Source organism: Streptomyces griseorubiginosus (assembly GCF_001514195.1).
GTDB classification, from domain to species: domain Bacteria; phylum Actinomycetota; class Actinomycetes; order Streptomycetales; family Streptomycetaceae; genus Streptomyces; species Streptomyces griseorubiginosus.
On record NZ_KQ948735.1, the window covers coordinates 978,724 to 992,513 of the forward strand.

Sequence of the window (13,790 nt, forward strand, 5' to 3'; positions counted from 1 at the left end):
CCTACACGGCCGTGCGGCGCAGCTGTCCCACCAACTCCCGTACGACTGCGGCACCGTTCAGGGTCAGCACCGACTCGGGGTGGAACTGGACGCCCGCGAAGCCGGGGCCGCGCAACGCGTGCACCTCTCCGTTGCCGTCCCGGCTCACCTCGATGCCGTGCGCGGCCAGCTCCTCGGCGGTGTCGTCGTCGCAGCGCGCCACGAAGCTGTTGTAGAAGCCGACGGTCTCCGGCCGCCCGAACAGGTCGACCGTCGTCTGCGCGCCCTGGTACGGCACCTCCTTGCGGACGATCTCCAGGCCCAGCTCCGCCGCGAGCAGCTCGTGGCCCAGGCAGACGCCGAGCACGCCGTGCCGGTGGTCCCGGACGACCTCGGCGGTCAGCTCGCGCAGGAACCGCATCTTGGGGTCGGTGAGGTCGGACGGGTCACCCGGACCCGGCCCGAGCACCACCGGCCCCTCGTGGGCGAGCACGGCCTCCCTGAGCCCCGGCTCGTCGTAGCGCCGTACGGTCACCTCCAGGCCGCCCGAGCGCAGCACGTGCGCGAGCATCGACGTGAAGGTGTCCTCGCCGTCGACCACGAAGGCGTGCCCTTCCAGGTCGTACGAGAGCTCCTGCATCCGCAGCCAGAACGGCGCGAGGTGGGCCCGGCGCCCGTCGAGCGCGGCACGCACGCGTGGGTCGTCGGAGAGGCTCACGCGCGCGTGCTCCCCGCGCGGCCGCGACGGCCGTACGCCAAGGGCCGCCAGCACGCCCGCCGCCTTCGCGTGGGTCTCCGCGACCTCGCTCACCGGGGCCGAGCCGCGCACCAGGGTGGCGCCCACCGGGACCCGCAGCCGGCCGTCGGCGTCGATGTCCGCGGTGCGGATCAGGATGGGGGAGTCGAGGGTCTGGGCGCCCCCGGAGTCCCGGCCGAGCAGGGCCAGCGCACCGGCGTAGTAGCCGCGCCCGCCGACCTCGTGCCGCTCGATGACCCGGCAGGCGTTCTGCACCGGCGAGCCGGTGACCGTCGCCGCGAACATGGTCTCCTTCAGCACCTCCCGGACGTCCAGCGAGGACTTCCCGCGCAGTTCGAACTCGGTGTGCGCGAGATGGGCCATCTCCTTGAGCCGGGGCCCGATCACGACCCCGCCCATGTCGCCGACCGTGCACATCATCTTGAGCTCCTCGTCGACGACCATCGACAGCTCCTCGATCTCCTTGCCGTCGGCGAGGAAGTCGAGCAGGTGCTCGGGGGTGGGGCCCTCGGCGGGATAGCGGTACGTGCCGCTGATCGGGTTCATCACGACGGTCCCGCCGGACATCCGCACGTGCACCTCGGGGCTCGCGCCGACGAGCGTGCGCTCACCGGTGTGGACGACGAAGGTCCAGTACGCGCCCCGCTCGCCTTCGAGGAGCCGCCGGAACAGGGCGAGGGCGTCGGCGCGGGAGAACCCCGGGATCCCGCCCTCGTAGGTCCGCCGGATCACGAAGTTGGCGCCCTCGCCCCGTCCGATCTCCTCGCGCAGGACACGCCCGACGATCTCGGCGTATTCCTCGTCGGCGACGTCGAAGCCGCCGTTCTCGACCCGGACGGGGTGCGTGGGGAGCTGTTCCAGCGCGCGGGCCAGCGGGACGCGGTGGGTCTCGTCGGGGACGAGCACCGCCAACGGCGTCCCGTCGTCCCGCACGTCGAAGCCGCGCTCGCGGATCTGGCGGAAGGGGACGAGCGCCAGGCCCTCGTCGGGGAGGTCGGCGAGGCGGTCGCGGGTGCTGACGGATCCGAGGAACACCTCCACGGTGTTCTCGTCATGGCCCGGCGTGCGGCGGCGCAGCAGGGCGAAGGGGCGGTCGTCGTGCAGGAGCTGGGTCAGGTCCATGGTTCCTCTGCCGTCTGATGTCGATAGCGGTGAGGAACGACCCCGGAAACGCCGAAGGCCGCCCCTCGGGCGGCCTTCGCGAAGTCTTGCGTACGCGCAGTCAGTGGGCCGCCGGATGAGCGGTCCACCACCAGTTCTGGGTCGAATGCGCGAACATGTGCGGCACCCTACCCCATGTCCGGGGAGTGTTTCCGGTGTCTCACTTGATGGGCATGGCGCTGGAGCCATGACACGACCCCGTAATGTTGAGGACGTGACAGTGAACGCTAAGACCAGCGCGAGTGCTGGCAACACCTGGCGAGACCTGCCCGCGGCGCAGCAGCCCGAGTACCCCGACACCGAGGCTCTGCGCGCAGTGATCGCGGACCTCGAGTCGTATCCGCCGCTCGTCTTCGCGGGCGAGTGCGACCAGCTGCGCGCCCGGATGGCGGCGGTCGCCAAGGGAGAGGCGTTCCTCCTCCAGGGCGGCGACTGCGCCGAGGCCTTCGACGCGGTCTCCGCCGACCACATCCGCAACAAGCTCAAGACGCTGCTCCAGATGGGCGCCGTGCTGACGTACGCCGCCTCGGTGCCGGTCGTCAAGGTGGGCCGCATCGCCGGCCAGTACTCCAAGCCGCGCTCCAAGGGCACCGAGACCCGTGACGGCGTGACCCTGCCGACCTACCGCGGCGACTCGGTCAACGGCTTCGAGTTCAACGAGAAGGCCCGCGTCCCGGACCCCGAGCGCCTGAAGCGGATGTACAACGCCTCCGCCTCCACGCTCAACCTGGTGCGCGCCTTCACCACCGGCGGTTACGCCGACCTGCGTCAGGTGCACGCCTGGAACCAGGACTTCGTGAAGTCGTCCCCCTCCGGCCAGCGCTACGAGCAGCTCGCCCGGGAGATCGACCAGGCGCTGAACTTCATGCGGGCCTGCGGGACCGACCCGGAGGAGTTCAAGACCGTCGAGTTCTACTCCTCGCACGAGGCGCTGCTCCTCGACTACGAGTCGGCGCTCACCCGCGTGGACTCGCGCTCCGGGCACCTGTACGACGTCTCGGCGCACATGGTGTGGATCGGTGAGCGCACCCGCCAGCTGGACGGCGCGCACATCGAGTTCGCCTCGAAGATCCGCAACCCGATCGGGATCAAGCTCGGTCCGACGACCACGGCCGAGGACGCGCTCCAGTACATCGAGCGCCTCGACCCCGACCGTGAGCCCGGCCGGCTGACCTTCATCGTGCGCATGGGCGCCGACAAGGTCCGCGACAAGCTGCCCGAGCTGGTCGAGAAGGTCACCGCGTCCGGTGCCACCGTGGCCTGGGTCACCGACCCGATGCACGGCAACACCTTCGAGGCGGCCTCCGGCCACAAGACCCGCCGCTTCGACGACGTGCTCGACGAGGTCAAGGGCTTCTTCGAGGTCCACAAGGGCCTCGGCACCCACCCGGGCGGCATCCACGTCGAGCTCACCGGTGACGACGTCACCGAGTGCGTGGGCGGCGGCGACGAGATCTTCGTCGACGACCTGCACCAGCGCTACGAGACGGCCTGCGACCCCCGGCTGAACCGCAGCCAGTCGCTCGACCTGGCCTTCCTCGTCGCGGAGATGTACCGGGACCAGTGAGTCCCTGAGACGGCTGTGGGGCGCGGATCACATACGATCCGCGCCCCACACCACTTTTGTCGCCCCCCGGCGCCGGGTAAGGTTAGGTTAGCCTTATCGATCTCGGCGGGAGGTGAATCCGCGTGTACGTGTGCAGCTGCTTCGGTGTGACCGAGACGCAGGTCAGGAAGCACGCGGAGGACGGCGCCTGCACGCCGCGCCAGATAGCCTCCGCCTGCAAGGCCGGCACCGACTGCGGTTCCTGCGTACGGCGCATCCAGGCGATCCTCGGCCGGGGCGCGTGTCCGCGTCCTGCCTCCGCCGACGCCGCCACGCCGGTCCTGGCCGAGCTCGAAGCGCTCGAAGAGGCCGCCTAGCTCTCCGGCTGCTCGATCAGCTGCGCGATGTAGAGCGCCTCGCCCAGCTTCTCCAGCAGTTCCAGCTGTGTGTCGAGGTAGTCGATGTGGTGCTCCTCGTCCGCCAGGATCGACTCGAAGATGTTCGCGGACGTGATGTCGCCCTTCGCGCGCATCACCTCGATCCCGCGCCTGAGGCGGTCGATCGCCTCGACCTCCACCTGCCGGTCGGCCTCGAACATCTCCTTGACGGTCTGGCCCACGCGGACGTGGAACAGCCGCTGGTAGTTCGGCAGTCCCTCCAGGAAGAGGATGCGGTCGGTCAGCACCTCGGCGTGCTTCATCTCGTCGAACGACTCGTGCCGCGTGTACTTCGCGAGCTTCGTCCAGCCGAAGTTCTCCTGCATCTTCGCGTGCAGGAAGTACTGGTTGATCGCGGTGAGCTCGCCCGTGAGCTGCTCGTTGAGGAATTCGATGACCTCGGGGTCGCCCTGCATCGCAGAGGCTCCTTCCAACCGTGGGGAACTGGCCAGGTTGGGCCGCATCCTTGCACCGGCGAAGAAGATCGTCCAGTAAGTCTCCACTTAGTTAGTAAGGACATGCTTAGTCCATTTTGGGCTGGTTTGAGGGGTGGCTGGTCAGGTGCATCCCCTCGGGTCTGTCAGGATGGAAGGCATGGGTCAGCCGGAGGAGCGCGAGGGTGGAGCAGCGGCACACTCCGAGCTTCCGCCGGGACAGCGGCTCCAGCGCGGCTGGCCGGTCACGCACTACGGCCCGGTCCCCAAGTTCCGGCCCGAGCGCTGGGAGTTCCGGGTCTTCGGCGCCACCGCGGACGGCGAGAAGCAGTGCTGGAACCACGAGGAGTTCACGGCCCTGCCGTACACCAGTGTCGTGGGCGACCTGCACTGCGTGACGAAGTTCAGCATGCTCGGCTCCGAGTGGGGCGGCATCCCCGCCCGGACCGTCCTGGAGCTCGCCCCGCCCGCGCCCGCAGTCACCCATGTGATGGTCTGGGCCGAGTACGGCTTCAGCTCCAACCTCCGCCTGGCCGACTTCGCGTCCGAGCGCACGATCTTCGCCACCCACAAGGACGGCGAGCCGCTCACCGCTGAGCACGGCTTCCCGCTCCGCCTGGTCGTCCCCCACCTGTACGCCTGGAAGGGGCCCAAGTGGGTCCGTGGCGTGGAGTACATGACCGCCGACCGCCGCGGCTTCTGGGAGGAGCGCGGCTATCACAACGTCGGCGACCCCTGGAAGGAGCAGCGGTACTCCTACCAGGAGGAGCCGGGGGACGGCCCCGAGCTGTGAGGCCCTTCAGTGCGCGTGGTGCTCGTGGACCACGGCATGCCCCTTGCCGCGGCCGATCATCCACTTGTTGACCGGCACGGTCACGACGAACGCGATGGCCAGCGAGATCGCCAGTGACGCCCAGAACAGCAGATCAACGAGTTTCGCGTCCATGGCGTCCGGCCACAGTGCGATCACCCCGTTGTCGATCAGCTCCATCACGGCGATGGACAGGGTGTCGGCGGCCAGGGCCACCTTGACGGCCGCGCCGAGACCGAGGCCGGACTTGAGGATGCCGTACAGGGTGAACGAGTAGCCGAAGAGGAAGGCGAGCGCGATCGCCAGGACGGTCGTCGGCAGGTTTCCCCATCCCAGTGCGGTGCCGACGACCATGCCGAGCACCTCGCCGACGGCACAGCCGGTGAGGCAGTGGAGGGTGGCCTGGACGGCCGTTTTCCAGCTGGAGCCTTGGTGCTGCACGGGTACCCCCAGGGTCGGACGACGGTTCCTGCACTGGCGGGAACCGTATACCCCCTAGGGGTATTCCTCAACGGGCCCCGCCTCGCGGAGTTTCTTCAGTCGCTCCACGTCCGCCGCATGGCCCTCCTTGCCGCCGGGGGTCTCGATGATCAGGGGGACGCCCTCGGTGGCGGGGTGGGTCATCAGGGCGCGGAAGGGGTCCTCGCCGATGTGGCCGGAGCCGATGTTCTCGTGGCGGTCCTTGTGGGCGCCGACCACATCCTTGGAGTCGTTGGCGTGGATCAGCTTCAGACGGCCCTCGCCGACCGTGTCCACCAGCAGGTCCAGCGTCTGGTGCATGCCGGACGGGCCGGTCAGGTCGTGACCGGCCGCGAAGATGTGGCAGGTGTCCAGACAGACGCCCAGCTTCGGATGGGCGTCCAGGGCCTCGAAGTACGGGCCGAAGTCCCAGGTCCGTGAGCAGAGCGAGAAGCCCTGGCCGGCCGTGGACTCCAGCAGCAGGAACGGGTCGTCGTCGTGGGTCAGCTCGTCGAGCAGCGGGAGCAGGTGCTCGCGGACCTGCTTGAGGGCCACGGAACGGTCCCGGCCGCCGGTCGCGCTGCCGGTGTGCACGACGACACCCAGCGCGCCGATCTCCCGTCCGCGTCGCAGGGAGTGCCGGAGCGAGTCGACGGACCTCTCCACGGTCGCCTCCGTGTGGGAGCCGAAGTTGATCAGGTAGGGCGCGTGGACGTACGCCGGGATCGCCTCTTCGGCACACGCCTCGCGGAACGCCTCGTCCTGCTTCGGGTTTCCGGCGGGGGTGGCCCAGCCGCGCGGGTTCGCGACGAAGACCTGCACGGTCTCGGCGTTCAGGTCACGGGCGTAGGAGAGCCCGACGGAGTTGAGACCGCCGGCCACGGGGACGTGTCCGCCGACGGGGTTGCGCTGAGTTGTCACCGGTCAAGGGTGCCATTGCCTGCGGCGGGCTGTGCGGGGCGCCCAGGGATGTGGGTCGGTCCGTCGTAGGGCGGGTGCGGGCCGGTGGGGCTTGGTCGCGCAGTTCCCCGCGCCCCTGAGAGGCGCGTCCAGTGCACCTACCTCAAGGGGTGCGGGGAACTGCGCGACCAGCCACAACGCACCCGCAGCCGCCCGACGACCTTGCCCTGCACCCCGTCCCGCGCCGCTCAGCGGATCGTGATCGTGATCGTCGACCCCTTGGGTGCCGTCTCCCCGCCCTCCACGGACTGTTTCCTCACCGTGTCGCCGAACAGTCCGAGCAGTCCCCGGTCCTCCTCGACCTGGAACCCGGCCTCCTCCAGCGCGGACTTCGCGTCGTCGACGCTGTCGCCCGTGACGTCGGGGACCTCGATCATCTCGGGGCCCTTGGAGATCGTCAGGGTGATGGTGTCGCCCTCGGCGGCCTGGCTGCCGGATTCGGGGCTCTGCCGGGCCACCTGGCCCGCGTCGTACTCGGAGTTGACCCGCGTGTCGGCGATCTTCACCTTCAGGCCGGCCTCCGTGAGGTCGGACCTCGCGTCGGACAGGTCCTCGCCGGTGACGTCCGGGACGTCGACCGGGGCGCCCTTGCTGACGGTGAGGGCGATCGCCGAGCCGGTGCGCAGGGTGGTGCCGCCCGACGGGTCGGTGCTGATCACGAAGCCCCTGGGGACGTCGTCGCTGAACTCCCGGGTGACCATGCCCGGCTGGAGCCCCTCGGCCTTCAGCCGGTTGCGCGCCGTGCCCAGCGCGTCGCCGTCCACATCGGGCACCTTGACCGTCTGCGGGCCCCGGGAGACGGTGATCGCCACCGAGTCGTTGTTCCGTATGCGGCTGCCCACCCCCGGGTCCGTGCTGATCACGGTCCCGCGCTTGACGGTGTCGCTGTAGGCGTAGGTGACCTTGCCGGTCTCCAGCCCCACCTCGTCGAGGCGGTCACGCGCCTGTGCCTCGGTCTTCGCCAGCAGGGCCGGGACCCGGGTGAACTGGCCGGAGTTGATGTACCAGACGCCCGCGCCGAGGCCGAGCGCCAGCAGGACCGCGGCGACGATCAGGACCGGCCCGCGCCGGGAACGGCCACCGGAGGCCCGGCCGCGCCGGGGCGGGGGCGGTGGGGTCTCCAGGACGCTGGTGCGGTGGTGGACCGGCTCGTCCTCGTTGACCGGGAGCAGCCGGGGCACGGTCAGGGAGCGCGGGATCACGCTCGTACGGTTCTCGGCGCCCGTGTACTCCGACGGGAGCGCCTGCGGGGGCACCATGTCCAGCTGGGCGTCGCTCAGCCTGCCGTGTGCGTCACGGGTCTGCGCGAGCAGCGCCACCGCGTCGTACGGGCGCAGCTCCGGGGTGCGGGCGGTGGCCGAGGCGACCAGCTCGTCCAGCTCGTACGGCAGCCCCGGGACCACGGCCGACGGGGGCGGGACGTCCTCGTGGAGGTGCTTGTAGAGCACTATCGCGGGGGATTCGCCCTCGTGCGGCTGGCTGCCGGTCAGCATCTCGTACAGCATGACGCCGCACGCGTACACGTCGACGCGGGCGTCCGCGGTGTTGGGCCGGTCGATCTGCTCCGGTGACAGGTAGGAGACGGTGCCGAGGACCGCTCCGGAGCTGTTGGTCACGTTGTTCACGGACCGCACGAGCCCGAAGTCGGCGACCTTGACCCTGCCGTCGTCCCCTATGAGGACGTTCTCCGGCTTCATGTCCCGGTGCACGAACCCGGCGCGGTGCGCGGCGCCGAGCGCGGCCAGGACCGGCTCCAGGATGTCCAGGGCGGCGCGCGGTTGCAGCGCCCCGCGCTCGCGCAGCACGTCACGCAGGGTGCAGCCGGCCACGTACTCCATGGCGAGGTAGACGTACGACCCGTCGGTGCCCTGGTCGAAGACCTGCACCACGTTGGGGTGGGCCAATCGGGCGACGGACTTGGCCTCCCGGATGAACCGCTCGACGAAAATCCCGTCCGCCGCGAGCGCGGGGTGCATCACCTTGAGCGCGAGCACGCGGTCCAGACGGGTGTCCAGGGCACGGTAGACCGTGGCCATCCCGCCGACCGCGATCCGCGCGTCCACGCGGTAGCGGCCGTCGAGCACCTGCCCGACCAGCGGGTCCTGAAGGGTCGTATCCACGCAGGCGAGTCTACGAGCCACGGCTGACAGCCGATCGGGTTCGGCCGGAACAGGGGCGGTACTGGAGCCGAGCTGTGACGGAGGTCGCACCTGCCCGGGGCCGCGGTCGAACGTGTGTTCAGGTGGCCGGACGGTCCGGTTCAGGTCCAGAAGCCGGGACCTCCGAATCCGGATCCGGTTCAGGTCCAGAAGCCGGGACCTCCGAATCCGGATCCGGTTCAGAAGGCCGGCCGCTCCGGGTCCAGTGCGGCCAGGCCCTCCGCCGGGGACGACGCCTCCGCGAAGTGCCGGCGGGGGATCCGGCCCGCCCGGTACGCCAGTCGGCCCGCCTCCACCCCGTGCCGCATCGCCTGGGCCATCAGTTCCGGCTCCTGCGCCCGCGTCACCGCCGAGGCGAGCATCACCCCCGCGCACCCCAGCTCCATCGCCAGGGCCGCGTCGGACGCCGTACCCGCCCCCGCGTCCAGGATCACCGGCACCCGCGCGTGCTCGACGATCAGCTGGAAGTTGTGCGGGTTGCGGATGCCGAGCCCGGAGCCGATGGGGGAGCCGAGCGGCATGATCGCCGCGCAGCCCACGTCCTCAAGGCGGCGCGCCAGCACCGGGTCGTCGTTGGTGTACGGCAGCACCGTGAAGCCGTCGTCGACCAGGGTCTCCGCCGCGTCCAGCAGCTCCACGCCGTCCGGGAGCAGGGTCCGCTCGTCGGCGATGACCTCCAGCTTGATCAGGTCGGTGCCGAGCGCCTCGCGCGCGAGACGGGCCGTGAGAACCGCCTCGCCGGCCGTGAAGCAGCCCGCCGTGTTGGGCAGCACCCGGATGCCGAGCCGCTCCAGGACGGACAGCACCGAGCCGTGCACCGACGGGTTCACCCGCCGCATCGCGACCGTCGTGAGCTCGGTCCCGGAGGCGACCAGCGCCCGCTCCAGGACGTCCAGGCTCGGCGCCCCGCCCGTGCCCATGATCAGTCGGGACGAGAACGACGTACCGCCGATGACAAAGGGATCGTCGGCCATGGGTCAGCCTCCTTGGACGGCGGTGAGGACTTCCACGCGGTCACCCTCGGCGAGGGGCGTCGAGGGCCACTGCGTGCGCGGCACGACGGTCTCGTTGAGCGCGGCGGCGACCCCGGAGGGCGCCGCGGTGAGGGCCCGTACGACGGTGTCGAGGGCCGTACCGGGAGCGAACTGGCGCGGCTCCCCGTTGACGGAGATGTTCATGCCGGCTGCTCCACCCGCCGGCGGAACCGGCCCGGGGTGAACGGACGGGCCACCTCCGGGAGTTCACCGGTCGCAAGGACGTGGGCCATCGCGTCCCCGGTGACCGGGGTCAGCAGCACGCCGTTGCGGTAGTGCCCGGTGGCGAGCAGCAGGCCGGGCAGGTCCGTCGGGCCGAGCAGGGGAGCGTTGTCGGGGGAGCCCGGGCGCAGGCCCGCGCGGGTCTCCGTCAGCGGCAGTTCGGTGATGCCGGGGACCAGTTCGTGCGCGTCCCGCAGCAGTTCGTACACCCCGCCCGCGGTCACCGTGGTGTCCCAGCCCAGCTCCTCGCTGGTCGCGCCGATCACCAGCTCGCCGTTCTCGCGCGGCACGAGGTAGACCTGGCTGCCGCGTACGACGGCCCGCACGGTACGGCTCAGGAAGGGCGCGTACCGGGTCGGCACCGTCAGGCGCAGCACCTGGCCCTTCACCGGCCGCACCGGGGGCAGGACGGCCTCGGGGACCCCTTCCAGACGGCCGCTCAGACTCCCGGCGGCGAGCACGACCTGGCCCGCGTCCAGTTGGTCGCCGTCCGTCGTGGTGATCCCGGCGGCACGGTCCCGGAGGACCCGCAGGCGCTCCGCCCACACGCGGTGGAACACCACACCGGCCCGCTCGCACGCGGCCAGCAACGCGCGCGTGAGGCGGCGCGGATCGATCTGGTGGTCACCGTCCACCCGCAGCCCGCCCCGCACCCCCGGTGCGAGCATCGGCTCCAGACGGCGGCACTCGCGCCCCGACAGCCACTCCGACTCTAGGCCCGACTGCCGCTGGAGCGCGTGCAGTTCGCGCAGATGGGCGCGGTCGTCGGCGTCCAGCGCCACGGCCAGCGTGCCGCACCTGCGGTAGCCGAGGTCGTGGCCCGTCAGCTCGGTGAGCTCGGCCGCGAAGTCGGGGTAGCGGCGGGCCGAGGCGAGGTTCAGGCCGAGCAAGGTCTGCTCGCCGTAGTGCAGTTCGGTGACCGCGGCCAGCATCCCGGCGGCCACCTGGGCGGCCCCGCCGCCCGGTTCCGGGTCCGCCACGGCCGCGCTCAGACCGCGTTGCGCGGCCCGCCAGGCCGTGACCAGGCCGATGATGCCGCCCCCGACGACGAGGACGTCTGACGTACGTGAGGACATGGGCGTCCAGCCCCTCCCTTCGCCGGCATGACCCGGATCAGGTTCGTACGGTCGGAGGCCGGCCAGCCTCCCTCTCAGCCCGGTGCGTCCGGGCTCCCGCGAGTGCTCTACGTTGGCCACCCTAGCCCGACCCCGTACGTCTCAGTAAGGGAGCCTCTCTCCGTGGCACGCTCGCTCGACAACCTCGTCCTCGCCCCGGTCGCCGACCAGGCCCCAGGTCAGGTGGGCACCGGCACCCGGTTCACGTACCACGAGAAGGACGGGGAGATCTGGGCCGAGTACGCGGGCGGCGACGTGGTCCGCGGGCATCTGGTCGGCACGCGCGCGGGAGACCGCCTCGACTTCCGCTACGTCCAGCTCAAGCACGACGGGACGACGTCCTCGGGCCACTGCGTCTCCACGGTCGTCGACCTGCCCGACGGCCGGGTGCGGCTGGAGGAGACTTGGCAGTGGGAGTCGCAGTCCGGCAGCGGGACCAGCATTGTGGAGCAGGTCACTCGGCACGACTCCTGACTGACTGAACGTCAGGTGGCTAGGGTGATCAAATGACCGAGCAGACACAGGCGCAGCAGCGGGTGGTCGTGGTCGGGGCGGGCATGGCCGGGGTGCAGACCGCGGTCGCCCTGCGCGAACGAGGCTTCCAGGGCACCGTCACGGTGATCGGCGCGGAACCCCATCAGCCCTACGACCGACCGCCGCTCTCCAAGGCGGTCCTGCTGGGCAAGGCCGAGGGCTCCGCCTTCGAGGTGGACTTCGAGGCCCTCGGCATCGAACTGCGGCTCGGCCGCGAGGCGCTGGGCGTGCGCCCGGACGCGCACGAACTGGACACCGAGGCCGGGCCCGTGCCGTACGACGTCCTGGTCCTCGCCACCGGCGCCGAGCCGATCCGGCTGCCCGGCACGGAGGGCGTGCCCGGCGTGCATCTGCTGCGCACCCTGGACGACGCCGAACGGCTGCGCCCCGTGCTCGCCCGGCAGCACGACATCGTGGTCGTCGGCGCGGGCTGGATCGGCGCCGAGTTCGCCACCGCCGCGCGCGAGGCGGGCTGCGCGGTCACCGTCGTGGAAGCCGCCGACCGGCCGCTCGCCGGCGCGCTGCCCGCGGAGGTGGCCGCCCCGATGACGTCCTGGTACGCCGACGCGGGCGCCGATCTGCGCACCCACGCGCGCGTGGTGCGCGTCGAGCCCGGCGAGGTCGTCCTGGACGACGGCTCCCGGGTGCCCGCGGGCGCGGTCGTGGTCGGTATCGGCGCCCGGCCCGCCACGGCCTGGCTCGCCGGTTCCGGCATCCAGCTCGGCGCGCACGGCGAGGTCGTCGCCGACGAACGGCTGCACACCTCCGCGCCGGACGTCTACGCGGTCGGCGACTGCGCCTCCTTTCCCTCGGGGCGCTACGGCGAACGGCTCATGGTCCACCACTGGGACAACGCCCTCCAGGGACCCCGCACGGTCGCCGCGGCCGTCCTGGGCGAGACCTCCGCGGTCTACGACCCGGTCCCGTACTTCTGGTCCGAGCAGTTCGGCCGCTTCGTCCAGTACGCCGGCCACCACAAGTCCGCCGACACGACCCTGTGGCGCGGCGATCCGTCCGGCCCCGCCTGGTCGGTGTGCTGGCTGCGCGAGAACCGCCTGGTCGCCCTCCTGGCGGTGGGCCGCCCCCGCGACCTGGCGCAGGGCCGCCGCCTGATCGACGCGGGCACCGAGATGAACCCGGACCTGCTGGCAGACCCGGCGAGACCGCTGAAGGCGGCGGCGAAGGGGTAGGGCGCGGAGCGGGTGGCTTGAGGCGGCCCGCCTGATTCGATCCGCGGGCTTGCCCGAAGCTGCCCGGGCCGGTGCGGTGGCGTGGCGTTCGGGGGGTGGGTGGCTTGAGGCGGCCTGCCTGGTTCGATCCGCGGGCTTGCCCGAAGCTGCCCGGGTCGGTGCGGTGGCGTGGCGTTCGGGGGGTGGGTGGCTTGAGGCGGCCTGCCTGGTTCGATCCGCGGGCTTGCCCGAAGCTGCCCGGGTCGGTGCGGTGGCGTGGCGTCGGGGGTGGCCGGCGTCAGGGTCTCCCCGGGTCGGCCCACTCACGGGGTCTCCGCGGTGGCCAGGCGCTCTCGGAATCCTCGGGCCGACCCGCCGGGGCCCGGGGCCGTCCAGCTGCCGGGGGCCTGGGCCGGTCCCGATGCAGGGGTCCCCGCCGGGCAGGTCCCGCTGCCGGGATCCACGTCCCGCTCCGGCCCCCCCGCCGGGATCCACGTCCCGGTCCAGCCCCCCGCCGGTGTCGTCGGCACCGGCGAAACCGCCCCCCGTTCCCCCGCCGGAGGCGCCCCGGCTTCCGACTGTCAGTGTGGGATGGCACGCTTAATCCCGTGACCGAGATTGACGCAAAGATCGATGCACTCGTCCCCGCCTGGCTCACCCTCCCCGACATCGCGGAGCTGCTCGACGTCGAGGTGACGCGGGTGCGGCAGCTGGTCAAGGAGGGCCAGCTCATCGCCGTACGCCGTGGTGAGAACCGCGCGCTGCACGTCCCCGCCGCCTTCATCGACGGGGCCGAGCAGAAGGTCGTCAAGGGGCTGGCCGGGACCCTGACGCTCCTGAGGGACGACGGCTTCACCGACGAAGAGATGCTGGAGTGGCTCTTCACCCCCGACGAGAGCCTGCCCGGCACCCCCGCGCAGGCCCTGAGCGAGAATCGCGGCACGGAGGTGAAGCGCCGGGCCCAGGCGCTCGCCGTCTGACCTGACAGCACCGGCGTACGGGCCGGGCCCGCA

At 71.5% G+C, this 13,790-nt stretch carries 15 protein-coding genes and 1 riboswitch; of the genes, 6 read left to right on the forward strand and 9 right to left on the reverse strand.

What is annotated here, in order from left to right; all coding sequences use genetic code 11:
- Position 1 precedes the first annotated feature (1 nt).
- A complete protein-coding gene (locus tag AQJ54_RS10755) occupies positions 2–1,858 on the reverse strand; it encodes an anthranilate synthase family protein (RefSeq protein ID WP_062236323.1) in 1,857 nt (618 codons plus the stop codon).
- Positions 1,859–1,958: 100 nt separating this feature from the next.
- Positions 1,959–2,015: a trp operon leader peptide gene (locus AQJ54_RS47745; RefSeq protein WP_071528813.1), complete on the reverse strand. Its 57-nt coding sequence runs from the start codon at positions 2,013–2,015 to the stop codon at positions 1,959–1,961.
- 96 nt (positions 2,016–2,111) lie between these two features.
- Here AQJ54_RS47745 and AQJ54_RS10760 point away from each other — a divergent pair, with 96 nt between their 5' ends.
- Positions 2,112–3,464 carry a class II 3-deoxy-7-phosphoheptulonate synthase gene (locus AQJ54_RS10760; RefSeq protein ID WP_062024787.1) on the forward strand — a complete coding sequence of 451 codons (1,353 nt, stop codon included), beginning with the start codon at positions 2,112–2,114 and terminating at the stop codon, positions 3,462–3,464.
- 122 nt (positions 3,465–3,586) lie between these two features.
- Complete coding sequence (locus tag AQJ54_RS10765) at positions 3,587–3,820, forward strand: (2Fe-2S)-binding protein (protein ID WP_174856980.1); 234 nt, start codon at positions 3,587–3,589, stop codon at positions 3,818–3,820.
- Here the strand turns inward: AQJ54_RS10765 and bfr are convergent.
- Positions 3,817–4,296 (reverse strand): bacterioferritin, encoded by a 480-nt coding sequence (bfr, locus tag AQJ54_RS10770; RefSeq protein ID WP_030319052.1) that lies wholly within the window; start codon positions 4,294–4,296, stop codon positions 3,817–3,819. The genes AQJ54_RS10765 and bfr overlap by 4 nt on opposite strands.
- 178 nt (positions 4,297–4,474) lie before the next feature.
- Between bfr and AQJ54_RS10775 the strand changes: the two genes are divergently transcribed.
- Complete coding sequence (locus AQJ54_RS10775) at positions 4,475–5,107, forward strand: sulfite oxidase-like oxidoreductase (RefSeq protein ID WP_030319050.1); 633 nt, start codon at positions 4,475–4,477, stop codon at positions 5,105–5,107.
- 6 nt (positions 5,108–5,113) lie between these two features.
- Here AQJ54_RS10775 and AQJ54_RS10780 read toward each other — a convergent pair whose 3' ends face one another.
- From AQJ54_RS10780 to thiO, 6 genes are all read right to left on the reverse strand, one after another.
- The gene (locus AQJ54_RS10780) at positions 5,114–5,566 is read right to left on the reverse strand and encodes a DUF4396 domain-containing protein (protein ID WP_062236329.1); all 453 of its coding nucleotides are present in this window, start codon (positions 5,564–5,566) and stop codon (positions 5,114–5,116) included.
- 54 nt (positions 5,567–5,620) lie between these two features.
- The gene (locus AQJ54_RS10785; protein ID WP_079069808.1) at positions 5,621–6,505 is read right to left on the reverse strand and encodes a deoxyribonuclease IV; all 885 of its coding nucleotides are present in this window, start codon (positions 6,503–6,505) and stop codon (positions 5,621–5,623) included.
- 227 nt (positions 6,506–6,732) lie between these two features.
- Positions 6,733–8,664: a Stk1 family PASTA domain-containing Ser/Thr kinase gene (gene pknB, locus AQJ54_RS10790; RefSeq protein WP_062236336.1), complete on the reverse strand. Its 1,932-nt coding sequence runs from the start codon at positions 8,662–8,664 to the stop codon at positions 6,733–6,735.
- A 218-nt stretch (positions 8,665–8,882) separates the two neighbouring features.
- A complete protein-coding gene (locus tag AQJ54_RS10795; protein ID WP_062236339.1) occupies positions 8,883–9,677 on the reverse strand; it encodes a thiazole synthase in 795 nt (264 codons plus the stop codon).
- A gap of 3 nt (positions 9,678–9,680) precedes the next feature.
- The gene (gene thiS / locus AQJ54_RS10800) at positions 9,681–9,881 is read right to left on the reverse strand and encodes a sulfur carrier protein ThiS (protein ID WP_062024773.1); all 201 of its coding nucleotides are present in this window, start codon (positions 9,879–9,881) and stop codon (positions 9,681–9,683) included.
- Positions 9,878–11,035 (reverse strand): glycine oxidase ThiO, encoded by a 1,158-nt coding sequence (gene thiO, locus AQJ54_RS10805; RefSeq protein WP_062236342.1) that lies wholly within the window; start codon positions 11,033–11,035, stop codon positions 9,878–9,880. Before thiO ends, thiS begins: the two co-directional genes overlap by 4 nt.
- Positions 11,033–11,145: riboswitch (TPP riboswitch) on the reverse strand. (Overlaps the previous gene by 3 nt.)
- Before the next feature lie 52 nt (positions 11,146–11,197).
- Between thiO and AQJ54_RS10810 the strand changes: the two genes are divergently transcribed.
- The 3 genes from AQJ54_RS10810 to AQJ54_RS10820 all read left to right on the forward strand — a co-directional run bounded on the left by AQJ54_RS10810 (position 11,198) and on the right by AQJ54_RS10820 (position 13,757).
- Positions 11,198–11,548, forward strand: coding sequence for an avidin-fold protein (locus tag AQJ54_RS10810; RefSeq protein WP_062024769.1), 351 nt, complete (start codon positions 11,198–11,200; stop codon positions 11,546–11,548).
- A gap of 32 nt (positions 11,549–11,580) precedes the next feature.
- Positions 11,581–12,798, forward strand: coding sequence for an NAD(P)/FAD-dependent oxidoreductase (locus AQJ54_RS10815; RefSeq protein WP_211278521.1), 1,218 nt, complete (start codon positions 11,581–11,583; stop codon positions 12,796–12,798).
- A 587-nt stretch (positions 12,799–13,385) separates the two neighbouring features.
- Complete coding sequence (locus AQJ54_RS10820) at positions 13,386–13,757, forward strand: Rv2175c family DNA-binding protein (protein WP_030319033.1); 372 nt, start codon at positions 13,386–13,388, stop codon at positions 13,755–13,757.
- The last annotated feature ends 33 nt before the right edge of the window (positions 13,758–13,790 follow it).